This window comes from Henriciella algicola, assembly GCF_003576245.1.
Classification (GTDB): Bacteria; Pseudomonadota; Alphaproteobacteria; order Caulobacterales; family Hyphomonadaceae; genus Henriciella; species Henriciella algicola.
In genome coordinates this window covers 189,861-205,034 of the sequence record NZ_QWGA01000008.1, presented here as the reverse complement: position 1 = coordinate 205,034, position 15,174 = coordinate 189,861, and the positions used below count along the sequence as shown (strand labels likewise).

Sequence of the window (15,174 nt, the reverse complement as noted above, 5' to 3'; positions counted from 1 at the left end):
TGCTTAGGAGAAACCAGATGAAACTTCCAATTCGTACCCTCGCCGCCGCCGCTGTCATTGGTGGTGCAGCCACCGCAGGCGTCGCCATCGCCGACGTCGAAGATGCCCGCGCACTTAGCGACGCCGACATTTCGCTCGTCGATGCAATCGTCGCAGCTGAAGGCGCAACACAGGGCAAGGCTTTTGACGCCCAGATCGAGGATGATTCCTTCTCGCCGGAGTTTGAAGTCTCCGTGGTTGCAGACGGCAAGATCTATGACGTCATCGTCGATGGCGTCACGGGCGAAGTGACCAGCACGCGCGAAGACCGCGATGACTAGGGTACGCCCCCTGTAAATTCCCCCGCCCTGCCGCATATCCTGCGGCAGGGCATTTCTTCTGGAGAGAACACGCTTGCGATACCTGCTGGTAGAAGATGACAGGGAAACGGCCGACTATGTGAGCCGCGGCTTTCGTGAGCACGGTGATGTCGTCGATCACGCCGCCAATGGCCAGGACGGCCTGATGATGGCGACCGATACACGCTATGATGCGCTCATCATCGACCGCATGCTGCCCGGTATCGATGGCCTGAAACTGCTCAATATGTTGCGCGCAGGCGGCAACCAGACACCGGCTATCTTCCTGACTGCCATTGGCGGGATCGAAGACCGTGTAGAAGGCCTTCAGGTCGCAGAGGATTACCTGGTCAAACCGTTCGCCTTCGCAGAACTTCACGCCCGCGTCGGCGTACTGGTGAGATCAGCCGCCCCGAGCGATGCACCGCAGACAACTTACTCACTGGCCGGTCTCTGCCTCGATCGGCTCAAGCGCACCGTAGAACGCGACGGAGAAGTGATCAGCCTACAGCCCGTGGAATTCCGGCTGCTTGAGTATCTGATGCGCCATGAAGGCCGCGTCGTGACCCGAACCATGCTGCTGGAGAATGTGTGGGATTTCAATTTCGACCCGCGCACCAACATCGTCGAAACACATATCAGCCGGCTTCGCTCGAAGGTCGACAAGGGGTTCGATCGCCCGCTCATTCATACGGTTCGCGGGGCCGGCTACAGGCTGTCAGACGATGGATAGGCTGCTGCGCTCATCAGGCGTCAGGCTGACGGCCATGGCCGCAGGGCTTTTTGCGGCCTGCACGCTGGCGCTCTGCATCCTCATCTATCTTGGCCTGCGCGACGATATGGAAGACCAGCTGCGCGCGCAGATCCGCAATGAAACCAGTCAGCTTATCGGCGACTATAATGATGACGGATTGGAAGAGCTGCGCCACGACATTAGTGAACGGCTCGAACGCCATCCCGGAAACCGGCTGCGATATACGCTGACGAGTCCAGGCGGCATATCCATCTTTGACCGCATTGACCTGCCCGAGAGGGGCGGCTGGAGCAGGCTGAAGCAGGAAGGCGCGAGCGACCTCATCGTCCTGACGACGCCCCTTGATGACGGGTACAGGCTTGGTATCGGCGCCGATACGCGGATCGTTGGCGAGGCTGCAAGGGCGCTGCGCCACGCCATGCTGGTCGTAGTGATCCCGGCCCTCCTGCTCAGCCTCGTCGCAGGCCTGCTTGTGAGCCGCCGCTTCCTGGCCCGCGTAGAGAATATGAAATCGACCGCGGAGGCTGTCGGACGGAAATCGCTGAGCGCCCGGATGCCCGTCTCGCCCTCGGGCGATGAGTTCGACAGCCTCGCAGGCACGATCAACCAGATGCTCGACCGCATCGAGGCGCTGGTGCGGGACGTGCGCTATGTCTCTGCCAGTATTGCGCATGATCTGAGGACCCCGCTTGGACATTTGCGCCAGCGCCTCGAACGCCTCGTGGACACCGCAGACACACCGGCCCAGCGCGATGAGCTGGCGGAAACGACCGCCCTCCTCGACGATGTCCTCGCCACGTTCGCAGCCCTGTTGAAAATCGCTGAGCTTGAAAGTCGCTCAACACCCGTTGCTACTGAAACGATCGATCTTTCCGAAATTGCCGGGCGCGTCGTTTCGACCTTCGCTGCCGTTGCAGAAGCGGAAAATAAGTCGATTTCGCTGGTGAGCGCAGAGCCGGTGTACGTTGTCGGAGACGCGCAGCTGATCACCCAGATGCTGGTCAATCTGGTCGAGAACGCCCTTCGCCATAATCAGGCGGGTGTGCATGTCGAAGTGAGTGTCAGCAGGGATGAAGGCGCGGCGCAGCTGCTCGTACGCGATGATGGTGTTGGCATACCGGAAGGTGAACTAGAGAACGCAATCAAGCCGTTTCACCGGCTGGACCGGAGCCGCACCACAACTGGCTCCGGGCTCGGCCTCAGTCTTGCAGCCAGCATTGCTCGCCATCACGGCGCCGAGCTCCACCTCACGAAGCTGGAGCCGGGTCTGGAAGTGCGCTGCCTGTTTCCAAGGCCAGCTTAAGTTTTCGTCTTTGCCTTGCGTCCGCCATCGGCTGCCTCCATGTCGGTGCGAACGAAAATGAGCCCGCAAGGAGGAAAGCGAAATGGCTTCAGGACTTCCAGACACATTTAAACAGCTTCGCACGCTCGTGACAGAGGATAGCAAGCTTGAGCTTTCCCTTGCCGACGTGAAAATGCCGACGCCGGGCGACACTGATATCGTCATCCGCGTCGAGGCCACACCTATCAACCCTTCTGACCTCGGCCTGCTGGTCGGTGCAGGCAATCTGTCGACGCTGCGCAATGAGGGCACCAAGGACAATCCGAAGCTCGTTGCAGACATTCCGGGCGCCGGCATGCGCGCCATGCAGGCCCGCCTTGGCCAGTCGCTCGCTGTCGGCAACGAAGGCGCAGGCACGGTCGTCGCCGCTGGCTCGTCCGATGCAGCTCAGGCGCTGATGGGCAAGACAGTGACCGGCCTTGGCGGCGAGTTCTACGGCGAATACCGCATGCTGAACGTCGCGCAGGTCATGGAACTGCCAGAGGGCGCAACAGCCCGCGACGGCGCGTCATGCTTCGTCAATCCGCTGACGGCGCTGTCCTTCCCCGAAACCATGCGCATGGAAGGCCACAAAGGCCTCATCCATACCGCCGCTGCGTCCAACCTCGGCCAGATGCTCAACAAGATCTGTATCGCTGACGGCGTGCCGCTGGTGAACGTCGTGCGCAAGCCAGAGCAGGAAAAGATCCTCCGTGACCTCGGCGCGCAGCATGTCGTGAACTCGTCGAGCGACACCTTCATGGAAGACCTCATCAAGGCGATCGCAGAAACCAAGGCAACGCTGGCCTTTGATGCTGTTGGCGGCGGCCCGCTCGCAGGCCAGCTTCTCACGGCAATGGAAGCGGCGGCGAACATTGGCGCTGAGTATAGCCGTTATGGCTCAGCTGATCCGAAGCATGTTTACATCTATGGACGTCTCGACCTGTCGCCGACCACCATCCCGCCGGGCGTTGGCATGGCGTGGAGCGCAGGCGGCTATCTGCTGACCTACTTCCTCCAGAAGATCGGCGCTGAAGGCCGAGAGAAGCTTCGCAAGCGCGTCATGGCTGAGCTGAAGACTACGTTCGCAAGCCACTATACCGACGAGATCTCGCTGGCCGAAGCGCTCGACCCGGAAACGCTGCAGAACTACAATGCGAAGCGCACGGGCGAGAAATTCCTCATCAACCCGACGCTTTAAGCGATCAGTTGCCCGCCTGAGCGGCGGCAGCTGCAGCGCGGTTCTCTTCGGGCGTGCGTATGTGAATGCGCACGCCCCCTAGAGCCGGGCTCGTAACATCAAACGTGTCGCCCGACGCCATGCCTTCCGGATAGGTCGTGCAGGTTTCGGACGCTGCAAGGCTCGACGTGGCGCAAAGCCGCGCACCGTCCAGCCGGTAAGTTCCCTGGAAAGCCGACCCGCTCACATCGCCAGTGAATGTGCCATCGTCATTATAGTCGATGACCATGGTGTGCCCCTGCGTGGACATCACGATGCCATCGCGAACCACGAAATATAGCGTGTCTATGGGAGGTGCCGCCTGAACCGTTGCCGTCTGAGCGACTGCGGCCTGAGCGGCGACGAGAGAGATGGCGGCGGGAAACAAATATTGGCGCAACTTCGCGCTCCTGTCTGATCGATGCGCGAAGGCTAGCACGCGTCGACGCAAATCCAACGGCGTTATTAGCGGTGACAGCCAGGCTCAGGCTGCGTCGAGCGCGATGGCCCGGTCGATTATGTCGAGCAATTCGTCGTCAATCTCATCAAGGCTCCGAACCTTCACATGGCGCAGCGCCTTACCGCTGCCCTCAATGCGTCCATAGAAGCCTGACTCCAATTGCGCCCCCTGCCAGAGCTGAAGATTGCAGTGCCTGGCGTGTGCCACCACGGAGACCACCCGGTCATGCCCGGTCCAGCAAGGCGCTGCGTGGGCCATGGTCGCGATAAGGCGCGGCCCACGCGAAGGGATGACGCGCGACAGCTCAAGCGCGATCTCTTTCACCGGCCCGGAAAGCCTGTCGAAATAGGCACTGACCGCCATCGGTAAAGGCATTCTACCCTCCAGCATCACCCCACTTGCCCCTGAGGCAAGAAGGGAACCTAGAAGCCAGACCTGCAGCGAACAGGAAAGGGTTATGATGCAGGAAACGCCTGTATAATCGCAGTCGGAATGGAAAAAGGGCAGACCTTGCGGCCTGCCCTTCCCGTCAGCGAGGTTTGCTGCGTGTTACCAGATGCGGATACGCTCTTCCGGCGGCAGGTAGAGCGCATCGGTCTCTGCCACGTCGAACGCCTCATACCACTCGTCAAAGTTACGGACGATGCCGTTGACGCGGTACTCTGGCGGCGAGTGTGGGTCCGTCAGGAGCTGATTGCGTTTCGCTTCATCGCGATATTTCGCACGCCAGACCTGCGCCCACGCCATGAAGAAGCGCTGATCGCCCGTGTAACCATCGATCACCCGAGCCCGCTCATCTTCGCTGACGACGCCGTCGCCATTCGCGTCGAGGCTGATCTGATAAGCGCGGTAAGCCAGCGAAAGACCGCCGAGGTCACCAATGTTCTCGCCGAGCGTCAGGCGGCCATTTACGCATGGATCGCCTTCACCGAGGGGGCAGTACTGGTTGTACTGGGCAACGAGAGCCGTCGTCAGCTCATCAAACGCGCTACGGTCGCTTTCAGTCCACCAGTTGGCGAGGACGCCATCACCATTGTACTTCGAGCCCTGGTCATCAAAACCGTGGCCCATTTCATGGCCGATCACACCGCCGATGGCGCCGTAATTGACAGCTGGATCAGCGCTGATGTTGAAGAATGGCGGCTGAAGGATCGCAGCCGGGAAGACGATCTCGTTATAGCCTGGATTGTAGTAGGCGTTGACCGTCTGCGGGGTCATGAACCACTCGTTGCGGTCAGGCTGCTCATTCAGGCGGGAGAGGTTGTCTTCCATCTGCCAGACAGCCGAATTCACTGAGTTCTGGAACGCGTTGTCGGTGATCTCGAGTGTCTCATAACCCTCGAACTCTACCGGATAGCCAATCTTCGGATTGAACTTGTCGAGCTTCTCACGGGCGCGCTCACGCGTTTCTTCGCCCATCCATTCGAGGTCTTCGAGGTTGGCGTGCATGGCTGTGCGCAGGTTCGCGACGAGCTCGTCCATCCGCTCCTTGTTCTCGGCCGGGAAGTGACGGTCGACATAGACCTCGCCAATTGCCTCACCGAGCGTGCCGGAGACGGCCGAGACGGCACGCTTCCAGCGCGGGCGCTGCTCTGGCTGACCGCTGAGCGCCGTGCCGTAGAATGCGAAGTTCGCGTCATCGATGTCCGAAGGAAGGACCGACGAGAAGTTCGAGAGCATGTGCGCGGCGAGATAGGCTTTCCACGTGTCGAGATCAGCGGTGTTCGCAAGCTCGAACGCGACAGGCATACCGCCGCCGAGCTTGTTTACGTCTTCCTGCGACAGGCCTGCGGAAGCGATTTCCTCTGCGGTCGGTGGAATTTCGGTAACGAGGAACTCTTCCTCGCCGCTGACACCCAGCTGCTCCAGTGCGGCGGCGAGCGGGAAGTCACCGGCGATCGCGATCAGCTCATCGCGGGTCACCTTGTTGTAGGTGATCTCCGGGTTACGGCTGACGGCGCGGTCCCAGTCGGCCTGAGCAAGCTCGGTTTCCAGCGCCAGTACGTCCGCTGCCTTTGCGGCGGCATCTTCATAACCGGCCTTACCAAGCAGGAAGGTCAGCAGCTCTTCGTATTTGGCGCGGATCTCGACGGATTTCTCGTCGTCCTTGAGGTAGTACTCGCGGTCCGGAAGACCGAGGCCGCCCATGGACATCTGGAAGATGTAGTCGTCAGGGTTCTTGTCATCGACCCAGACGAAGCCGTTGATCGGCGAAGAGAAGCCAGGCGACATGAAGACGCTTGCGAGGGCTTCACGGCTGTCGATGGCTGCAATCTGGTCAAGATAGGGCTGGGCTGGCGCCATGCCTGCGGCCTCAATGGCATCGGTCGCCATGTAGGCGTTGTAGAACGCGGCAACCTTGCCTTCAGCGGTGTCGATTGGCGGCTCTTCAGCAGCGAGGTCTTCGATGATGAAGCGGGTCTGCTGTTCTGACTTCTCGCGAAGCAGGTCGAACGCGCCGTAGCGGGTCTTGTCTGCAGGCAGCTCGAACTCGTCGAACCAGTCGCCGCTGACATGCATGAAGAAGTTGTCGCCCGGACGAACTTCAGAATCCATCAGGCCGGTATCGATGCCCCAGCTTCCCCAATAGTCAGGCGAAGTGGTTTCAACGACACGCTGCGATGCACTGCTCGCTTCGCTGGATGACGGCGGCGTCGGCGCGTCTGCGGTTTGATCAGTGGTCGTACAGGCGCCGAGGAGCGCTGCAGCGGCAACGCCAGACATCAGATATCTCATTCAGGGATTCTCCATCAGTTTTATTCTAGATAGCGCGGCAGTTTGCGGTAAATCCACCCCGCAATCTGCCGCGCCTTGGAAATATTATTCTGCGGGGTGCGGACGAGCCCCTCGGCTCGTTCCGATCAGTTCTTCCTCGTCGATATGGGCTTCGCCTTCATACGACTCCCCGATCTGGCGGTATGGCCGACCGCCCCACGTCCAGCGGAAGATCCGGCCAACCTCACAGCCAACCGCATAGAAAGCCGGGACCAGAAGTAGCGACACGAAGAGTGCGAACGCCACCGCCGAACCGAGCGAGACTACCATTGGCTTCAGGAACTGCGCCTGTACCGATTTCTGCGCGATCATCGGCAGGATACCGACAAAGGTCGTTACCGATGTCAGCAGCACTGGGCGGAAGCGGGACACGCCTGCATCGACGATGGCCTGAAGGGCGCCAGCCCCCTCCTCGCGCCGCCGGTTGATATAGTCGACGAGGACAAGGTTATCGTTGATCACAACACCAGCTGCGGCCCCGATGCCGAACATCGAGAAGAGCGCCATCGGGGTATTGAACCCGAAGTGGCCGAACACGGCGCCCGCATAGCCAAACGGGATGGCCAGCATGAGAAGGAGTGGTTGCGAATAGGACTGGAAGGCGATCGCCAGCAGAATGTACATCGCCACGAACGCAATGATGTAGAGCGTCGTGATGTCCTGCAGAAATTCCTGCTCGCTCTCAATGTCACCAACTGCGCCGCGTGTCACCGTCGGGTACTTCTTCGCGAAGTCTGGCCAGAAATTCTGCTCCATGTCCGCGAAGATCGTGGCTCGAGTACTGTCGCCGACGAGGTCAGCGAAGACGGTCACCGAGCGCATGCGTTCACGTCTTTGGATTCGGTCGATACCAGGTGCAAAGGAAATCTCTGCGACCTGCTCAAGCGGGATTTCGCGGCCGTCATTGGTCCGGATGCGCAGATCTCGCAGGCTGTCTACCGACTCGCGGGTTTCTTTTGGATAGCGGACCATGACGCGCACATCGTCGCCATCGCGCGGCAGGCGCTGGGCTTCGATGCCATAATAGGCTGCGCGAACCTGAGAGGTGATATCGCCCAGCGTGATGCCAAGTGAGGTTGCGCCAGGCTTCAGGTCAATCCGGATTTCCTGCGCAGCCGATGACAGGTTATCGCCGATATCGAAGGCCTGCTCATAGGTCGCGAGTTGGGCTTTCACGTCATCGGCGGCCTGACGCAGCACATCGAGGTCGTCATTGTTCAGCGCATAACGAATGGAGTTATCCGAGTTGTTGATCGTGAACTGGAAGTTCACCTCCTCGGCGTCCGGCACTTCGCCGAAATTCGCGCGGATTTCGTCTGCGATCTCCTTCGTGGAGACACCGTCCGGGCGGTCCTGTGGCGGAATAAGGCCAATCCACGATTGGACGTCGCCTTCTGTCGCGACGATGGAGATGTCGCGGATCATGTGATCATCGCCAAGCTCCGGGTAGCGCTCATCGAAGGTCTGCCGCGACTGCTCTACTGCAAGGCGCAGCTGGTCACGCACTTGAATGGAACGCGATTGCGGTGAGCCGTCCGGCAGGTCGATACGAACTTGCACCAGATCGTCTTCAATCTGCGGCATGAAGCGGAACGGCACGATGTTCGACTGGACGAGCAGGATCGCGATTACGAACAGCGACGTAAAGACTGCGACCGTGACATAGCGGAACTTCACGGCGTATTCGAGAAGCGGCTTGTAGACCCGGTTTGCAAAGGTGATCAGGCTATCGGCGATACGCTGCTGAAAGCGCATCAGGCCGCCGACCGGGCCATCAAACTTCTGCGGTTTCATATGACCAAGGTGCGATGGCAGGATCAGCATGGACTCGATCAATGAGAATGCGAGCGCTGCGACGACAACATAGGTGATCTGTGCCGTGAATTGGCGCTCAGGCCCTGGAATGAAGGCCCAGGGCGCAAACATGATCATCGTTGTCAGAACGCCGAAGATGACCGGTTTCAGAACGAGCTGTGTACCGACAGTTGCCGCGCCCAAGCCTTCTCGCCGGCCACTTTCGACCTCCTTGTGGATATTTTCGCCCACAACAATCGCGTCGTCGACGACCACACCGATCACGAGGAGGACCGCGAAGAGAGAGAGGAAGTTCAGCGACACGCCAAAAAGCGGCAGGATCATGATGCCGCCCGCAAAGGCGGTACCGATACCGATGGTTACCCAGAACGCCACGATCGGCCGCAGGAACAGGATAAGGATGATGAGAACCAACGCCATACCCTGCAGAGCTGCAGAGCTGATCGTGTCCATACGGCCTCTATAGACCTCGGACATATCGAAAAGCAGGTCGAGGCGGAGCCCCTCTGGAAGTGCATCCTGGCCACGTCCGCTATTAGCGCGTTCGATGAAGTCCTTGAGGTTGTCGGAGTAGAGGACGATGTCCATCTTTTCAGGCTGATTGACCATGATGAAGGCCGTTGGCTCACCATTGTAGGTGGCGTCGAGTTCGCCATCGACGAAACCGTCAACAACGTTTGCGACGTCACGAATACGGATGGTGCCGAATTCAGCACTTTGGCGGATGACGATATTCTCAAAATCCTCGCGCGTATCGGCAAGTTGCCGCGCCTGGATCGCAACGGTGCCCGTTTCGGTGCGCACGGTGCCACCAGAAGAGTTCAGCGACGAGCTACGGACAGCGCTGGCGACTTCCGCAAAGGTCATGTTGTAGCGTCGAAGCGCTTCTTCCGAGACTTCGATGGAGACTTCTTCGCCCAGCGTCGCCTGCACATTGGCAAGCTCACCGCCTTCGAGCAACGCGATACGGTCGCGGGTCTCGTCCGCATAGTAGTCCAGTGTCGCCGGGTCGACATTACCGTGAAGGGCAAGTCCCATATATGACTGGTCATTACGCCAGCGGGTGACCTGCGGCGGGAATGATGACTGCGGCAGGTTAGAGATTGTGTCGACACGGCGCTTCACCTCATCGACAAACTCATCGACGTTGACGTCGAGTTCAGTCTGAAGGTTCACATAGCCGACCCCTTCACGGGCAACACCGGTCAGGCGTTTGAGACCGTCAATATCAGCCACGACCTCTTCGAGGCGGACGACAATCTGGTCCTCGACATCCTGCGGAGACGCCCCTGGCCAGGCGATGGAAACGCTCGCGCCATTGAAGTCAGCCGACGGAAACGCCTCTTTCTCGAGGCTAAGGAAGCCGAACGTCCCGCCGATAAAGGCGACGACCATCAGAAGGTTGGCAGCAATGCCATTTCTGGCCCACCAGGCGACAAGACCGCTCATTGGGTAGCTCCTTCGGTTTCACCGGCAATCTGCGCTGCAGCGGTTTCCTCTTCATCGGCTTCTTCAGACGGCGTTTTCCGAGGCGTGCGCGGAACGAGCTCACCATCAGGCATACGCTCGACGACCTGGATGCTCATCCCGTCAAACGCAGCCTGGATCGGAGACACGACTGCCAGCTCACCATCTTCGACACCGCTTGCGACGTAGGCCCCATCATCAGTGCTGTAGACGACATTCACGGTACGGATGTGGAGCTTGCCTTCAGGACCGTCGCCGATGAAGACCTGATCCACGCCGCGGAGAGCCGAGCGCGGAATCCGCACGACATTCTCCATCCGGCGACCATCGATCTCTGCATCGACAAAGAGGCCCGGCGCCATCGGCACGCCATCATCAGAGCCGGTGCCGTATGGGTCTTCGAGTTCTGCGATGACGTTGATGAGACGGGTTTGCGGGTTGAGAGCTGCGGCGGTGCGCTTTACGCGGCCAACCCATTCGCGCGGCTCACCGGCCACATTCGTCGTGAAGATGACGCGCGGCCCCGGAGTTTCAGCCGTTTCGGCAAAGGCGAGCGGAAGACCGGTCCGGCCAAGCTCATCATCCGAAAGCGGCAGGGAGACTTCGACAACATCGGTTGCGAAGATGGTACCCAGCGTCTGGCCCGGGCTCACGAACTGGCCAAGGTCGGCGCTGCGTTCACGCACACGGCCAGAGAATGGCGCCGTGACAGCCGTGCGATTAAGCGCGAGCTGGGCGTCAGCGAGCAGGGCTTTCGCGGAATCGAGATTTGCCTGCGCTTCGGCCAGCTGTGGCTCACGGCGGGCAAGAGGGCTCGCATCCTCGATACCAAGGTCTGCAAGGTCCTGCTCTGCAAGGTCGGCCTCGGCGCGCTCACGGGCCAGCGCCTGCTGGGCGGACGCGACGCCAGACCGGGCCCGCGTCACGGCAAGCTCATAGTCAGCGGCCTCGAGGCGGACGAGCACCTGCCCCTGGCGGATGAAGCCACCATCGACGAAGTCTGGGGACACGTAAGAGATGCGCCCTGCGATCTGGGGCGCGACGATGATCTGCCGCTTGGGACGAACTTCACCCTGGGCACGGACCTTGAGGTCGAGATCGGTCTCTTCGGCGGCTTCAGCGAAGACAGAGAGGCCACGCGGTTGCTCTTCAGCGCGCTCTACCGGCGGCTTGAGGAGATTGGTGACCACGGCGCCGCCGCCGATCAGCACGACGAGCACGAGGACTGGCAGCAGGATTGTGATGATACGCTTCATGGGAGGTCTCTGTTCTCGACTTCTTCTATATATCAGAATCCGGGGCCGCTGGCCCCTCGGTGACCGCACCACCAATGGCAAGGTGGAAGGAGATGCGGTTGGAAACGCGGGCTGACCGGGCTGCGATCAGGTTACTCTCTGCGTTAAGCTTACGTGTCTGGGCATCGATCAGATTGAAAATCGAAACGAGGCCATTCGAATACTGGCGGGTGGCGAGGTTTTCAGCCTCAACGGCTTCCTCAAGCGCGCGGCGCTGTGCGTCGACCTGCATGGCCAGAAATTCGTCAGCGGCGAGCGCATCTTCAACTTCGCGCCAGGCGGTCAGCACATCGCCTGCATAGTTCGCCAGAGCGCTTTCAGCGAAAGCGATGGCCGCATCACGGTCGGCGCGGAGCGCGCCGCCATTGAATACAGGCTGGGAAAGACTTGCGATCGCATTTGCGGCAATCCGGACAGGGTCGAACAGGTCAGCAAGATCAGTCTGGTTCGTGCCGAGTGAAGCGCTGAGATTCAGCGTCGGAAGGAGCGCGAGACGCGCCTGTTCTGCGCGAAGTCCTGCTGCTGTAAGGCGCGCTTCTGAAGCGGCAATGTCCGGGCGCCGGGCCAGAAGCAGCATTGGCGTGCCTGCCGCTTCGATCGGGGCAAGCTCTGGCAGGGCCGCGGGGGCTTCGATCTCATTTGCAGGATAGCGACCGAGGAGGATCTCCAGTCGGCGCGTGGCATTGCCCAGCGCTTGCTGACGCGCAGCAATGGCGGCCTCAGCGGTCGCGCGAGCACTGCGGGCAAGGCGAACATCAAGCGCAGTCGACAGTCCACGTGAGAAGCGACGTTCGGTCAGCGTCACGATCCGGTCGCGCGCCTCGAAAGTCGCGATCGCGAGACGTTCCTGGGCTAACGCCTCGTTAAGGTCAGTCCAGGCAATTGCGGTCTGAGCGGCAAGTGCAAGTCGAAGAGCAGCAAGATCAGCTTCGCTCGCGACGAGGTCTGCCTCTGCTGCGTCAATCGCGGCCTGTACCCGGCCCCACAGATCAGCGGTCCAGCCTGCATCGACGCCGATGCCATATGTCGGGTCGGTAAAGCGCTCATCGAGGGCGGCGCTATAGGTTGAGTTAACCCCCACAGAACCGGAAACGGATACGTTTGGAAGCGAGCGGCCATAGACTGAGCGCGCCTGCGCGCGGCTCGCGCGGACGATGGCAAGCTGCGATTGAAGATCGGGATTTGCAGCCAGCGCTTCAGCCACCAGCGTCGCCATCACCGGGTCGCCAAATTGCGAAATCCAGTCCCCCGTCGGCAGTTCTCCGGAGACACCGCTTTTGGCCCAGGTTTTTGGTGCATCAGGCGCAGCAGGGAAGACTGCAACTGGCTCGCCAGCCAGGCTCTGCATGTCCGGCAAGCTGCTACATCCGGTCAGTGCGGCTACAGCGATAATAAGGCCTTCGAACTTCATTCCACCCTCTCTTGATGTGATCGCAGCTCTAAGCAGCGATTACTCGACTGTCAACAAACAATTATCGATTTTCAATAATCATCGGGCGTCGGAAGGCAGTCAGTTGTAATTAGCTGCCTTTTCAAGCGTGTGGGCAGCCCGCCCGACTTGCCGAGCGCCCGTTTTCTTGGTTTGGAGTGATATGGCAAGCATTCGTCAGCACCCCAATCAATCAGCTTTGCGCCGGGCAGAGAGGATCCGCGATTTCTTCGTGCTCGGCATAGCGGGAAGCGGCCTGCTTGCCTTCATGATGATCACGGGCGCCCTTGGTATCTTCGAAGGCGTGACGGCGATCATTGTGCTTTCGCTGGGCGCGCTAGCCTACTTCGTTGGTTCTGCACCGCCGACCATAGATATCGCCCCCGTCGATGATTTGCAGGCGAGTGATGAGGCGATGAAGTCGTCCGTGCGTTCACTCATTCACGCGCTGCCATTTCCGGCCTGCTACATCTCTGGCGAAGGGCGTATCGAGTCCGCCAACAAGAAGATCTCTGACCTCTTTCGCATCAAGCACATTGAGGGCGCGCTCAAATCCGTCATCATCCGCCAGCCGGATGTTCTTGCAGCCACTGACAGGGTTTCGCGCAGCAGTGCGGGCGAGCGAGTGGAATTCATGGCCATTGACGGCGATGAGCTCTGGCTGGCTCACCTCACCCCAGGCCCCGAAGCCTCCAGCGTCTTCGTTGTCTTTGAAGACCGCACGGCCGTGCACCGCGCGGAGCGGGCCCGCGCCGACTTTCTGGCCAATGCGAGCCATGAACTGCGCACACCGCTGACCGCCCTTGCCGGTTTTATCGAAACCATGCGCGGCCCCGCCCGCGACGACAGGGAGTCGTGGGACGGCTTTCTGGAGATCATGCATAAGCAGACCGACCGGATGCGCCACCTCGTTTCTGATCTGCTTTCGCTGTCCCGGATCGAGTTTAGCGAACATCGCGCTCCTGACACCGTCATCGATCTGGGTGACGTCCTGAGCCAGACGGTGCTGGCGCTTCAGCCACTCGCTGCCGAACGGGCAATCGAGTTGTCTCTTGAGGGTCTTGGACGGGAAATCCGGGTCACCGCAAAGTGGGACGAACTTGCGCAGGTCGTCCAGAACCTGATCAGCAACGCCATGAAGTATTCGCCCAAAGGCGGGCGGGTCACCGTTTACATCGGGACAGCGCGCAGCATGGCTGATGCGGCCAAACTCGCGACCGGGACGAACGAAGACGCTATTCGTTCGGTGCTGCTACAGCCGCGCGCGTCGTCTGAAGCTGCTGCCGCCTGGATCAGCGTCACCGACAAAGGGGTTGGCATCGCGCGCCAGCACCTCTCCCGGCTGGGTGAGCGCTTCTACCGCGTCGATGAAAGCCGCGGCGGCGACATTGAAGGCACCGGGCTGGGGCTGGCCATCGTCAAGCACATCATGGCGCGTCACCGCGGCGGCCTTGCTGTTGCGAGTGAAGAAGGTGAAGGCGCCTGCTTTGGTGTCTGGCTGCCATGCCTTGAAGGCAGCGCGGCCACCAACCGCTGAAGCCATGCCTGTCCCACCGGAGCCGGACTATTGCCCGCCCCCACCAGAGGCGCTCGACATCATCCATGCTGACGAGAGCTTCATCGTCGCCGATAAGCCTGCCGGGCTCCTCTCAGTTCCGGGACGCGGAGGCCACAAGCATGCCAGCGTGCTTACCTATCTTGCCGACCGGTATGGTTCAGCGCTCGATATTCACCGGCTGGATCTCGACACGTCAGGACTGATTGTCGTCGCTCGCCATCGGACAGCCCAATCCAGCCTGGCGAAGCAGTTTGCAGACCGGACGGTTTCAAAAACCTATGACGCCCTCGTGAAGGGCCAGATGGAAAGTGATAGGGGTCAGATTGACCTTCCAATCGGGCGAGACTGGCAGGACCGTCCGCGCCGGCGCATCGATCTTGAGTCCGGCAAGCCAGCGCGGACACGTTGGTCGCTAGAAGTGCAGGCAGAAAACATCGCGCATCTGAAGCTCCAGCCGGTGACCGGACGAACCCACCAATTGAGGCTTCATCTCGCCTCAATCGGTCACCCGATTCTCGGTGATCGACTTTATGACAGCGCATGTCGCTCGGGACGGCTCTGCCTGCATGCAAGCCAGCTTGATTTCACACATCCAGAAACTGGAAAACCGTTGAAATTTCTGAGCACTGCGTCGTTCCACCTTTAGGAGAGCAGCACCAACACACGCTTGTGATCAGTATGTGTCACATATGTGTCAATCAGCGCCGTTATGAGGCCCCAAAGGCTTCTATTGGGTGCGCAGC

At 60.2% G+C, this 15,174-nt stretch carries 12 protein-coding genes; 6 read left to right on the top strand and 6 right to left on the bottom strand.

What is annotated here, in order from left to right; translation table 11 throughout:
- The first annotated feature begins 17 nt into the window (after positions 1-17).
- The 4 genes from D1222_RS13825 to D1222_RS13810 all read left to right on the top strand — a co-directional run bounded on the left by D1222_RS13825 (position 18) and on the right by D1222_RS13810 (position 3,614).
- Complete coding sequence (locus D1222_RS13825) at positions 18-320, top strand: PepSY domain-containing protein (protein ID WP_119454847.1); 303 nt, start codon at positions 18-20, stop codon at positions 318-320.
- Positions 321-393: 73 nt separating this feature from the next.
- Positions 394-1,071, top strand: coding sequence for a winged helix-turn-helix domain-containing protein (locus D1222_RS13820; RefSeq protein ID WP_119454846.1), 678 nt, complete (start codon positions 394-396; stop codon positions 1,069-1,071).
- The gene (locus tag D1222_RS13815) at positions 1,064-2,395 is read left to right on the top strand and encodes a HAMP domain-containing sensor histidine kinase (RefSeq protein WP_119454845.1); all 1,332 of its coding nucleotides are present in this window, start codon (positions 1,064-1,066) and stop codon (positions 2,393-2,395) included. The genes D1222_RS13820 and D1222_RS13815 overlap by 8 nt, the downstream gene beginning before the upstream one ends.
- Positions 2,396-2,477: 82 nt before the next feature.
- Positions 2,478-3,614: a zinc-binding dehydrogenase gene (locus D1222_RS13810; RefSeq protein ID WP_119454844.1), complete on the top strand. Its 1,137-nt coding sequence runs from the start codon at positions 2,478-2,480 to the stop codon at positions 3,612-3,614.
- A gap of 4 nt (positions 3,615-3,618) precedes the next feature.
- On the opposite strand, the gene D1222_RS13805 is transcribed toward D1222_RS13810, so the two are convergent.
- The 6 genes from D1222_RS13805 to D1222_RS13780 all read right to left on the bottom strand — a co-directional run bounded on the left by D1222_RS13805 (position 3,619) and on the right by D1222_RS13780 (position 12,855).
- Positions 3,619-4,032, bottom strand: coding sequence for a hypothetical protein (locus D1222_RS13805; RefSeq protein WP_119454843.1), 414 nt, complete (start codon positions 4,030-4,032; stop codon positions 3,619-3,621).
- A gap of 84 nt (positions 4,033-4,116) precedes the next feature.
- Positions 4,117-4,467, bottom strand: a complete 351-nt coding sequence (locus D1222_RS13800) for a DUF1801 domain-containing protein (RefSeq protein ID WP_147371882.1) — start codon at positions 4,465-4,467, stop codon at positions 4,117-4,119.
- Positions 4,468-4,641: 174 nt separating this feature from the next.
- Positions 4,642-6,828, bottom strand: coding sequence for a M13 family metallopeptidase (locus D1222_RS13795; RefSeq protein WP_119454841.1), 2,187 nt, complete (start codon positions 6,826-6,828; stop codon positions 4,642-4,644).
- 84 nt (positions 6,829-6,912) lie between these two features.
- Positions 6,913-10,131, bottom strand: coding sequence for an efflux RND transporter permease subunit (locus D1222_RS13790; RefSeq protein WP_119454840.1), 3,219 nt, complete (start codon positions 10,129-10,131; stop codon positions 6,913-6,915).
- Entirely contained in the window at positions 10,128-11,405 is a 1,278-nt protein-coding gene (locus D1222_RS13785; protein ID WP_119454839.1) for an efflux RND transporter periplasmic adaptor subunit, read from the bottom strand. Before D1222_RS13785 ends, D1222_RS13790 begins: the two co-directional genes overlap by 4 nt.
- A gap of 25 nt (positions 11,406-11,430) precedes the next feature.
- Positions 11,431-12,855, bottom strand: a complete 1,425-nt coding sequence (locus D1222_RS13780; protein WP_119454838.1) for an efflux transporter outer membrane subunit — start codon at positions 12,853-12,855, stop codon at positions 11,431-11,433.
- Between the two features lie 181 nt (positions 12,856-13,036).
- On the opposite strand from D1222_RS13780, the gene D1222_RS13775 reads away from it, so the two are divergent.
- Both D1222_RS13775 and D1222_RS13770 read left to right on the top strand, forming a co-directional pair.
- Positions 13,037-14,410: an ATP-binding protein gene (locus D1222_RS13775; RefSeq protein WP_119454837.1), complete on the top strand. Its 1,374-nt coding sequence runs from the start codon at positions 13,037-13,039 to the stop codon at positions 14,408-14,410.
- Between the two features lie 4 nt (positions 14,411-14,414).
- A complete protein-coding gene (locus tag D1222_RS13770) occupies positions 14,415-15,077 on the top strand; it encodes an RluA family pseudouridine synthase (RefSeq protein ID WP_119454836.1) in 663 nt (220 codons plus the stop codon).
- Positions 15,078-15,174: the final 97 nt, after the last annotated feature.

Bases quoted from the DNA above. Each gene is read 5' to 3' on its own strand.
- D1222_RS13785 (WP_119454839.1), bottom strand. From the start codon at position 11,405: ATGAAGCGTATCATCACAATCCTGCTGCCAGTCCTCGTGCTCGTCGTG.
- D1222_RS13775 (WP_119454837.1), top strand. From the start codon at position 13,037: ATGGCAAGCATTCGTCAGCACCCCAATCAATCAGCTTTGCGCCGGGCA.
- D1222_RS13780 (WP_119454838.1), bottom strand. From the start codon at position 12,855: ATGAAGTTCGAAGGCCTTATTATCGCTGTAGCCGCACTGACCGGATGT.
- D1222_RS13825 (WP_119454847.1), top strand. From the start codon at position 18: ATGAAACTTCCAATTCGTACCCTCGCCGCCGCCGCTGTCATTGGTGGT.
- D1222_RS13800 (WP_147371882.1), bottom strand. From the start codon at position 4,467: ATGCCTTTACCGATGGCGGTCAGTGCCTATTTCGACAGGCTTTCCGGG.
- D1222_RS13810 (WP_119454844.1), top strand. From the start codon at position 2,478: ATGGCTTCAGGACTTCCAGACACATTTAAACAGCTTCGCACGCTCGTG.
- D1222_RS13790 (WP_119454840.1), bottom strand. From the start codon at position 10,131: ATGAGCGGTCTTGTCGCCTGGTGGGCCAGAAATGGCATTGCTGCCAAC.
- D1222_RS13795 (WP_119454841.1), bottom strand. From the start codon at position 6,828: ATGAGATATCTGATGTCTGGCGTTGCCGCTGCAGCGCTCCTCGGCGCC.
- D1222_RS13770 (WP_119454836.1), top strand. From the start codon at position 14,415: ATGCCTGTCCCACCGGAGCCGGACTATTGCCCGCCCCCACCAGAGGCG.
- D1222_RS13815 (WP_119454845.1), top strand. From the start codon at position 1,064: ATGGATAGGCTGCTGCGCTCATCAGGCGTCAGGCTGACGGCCATGGCC.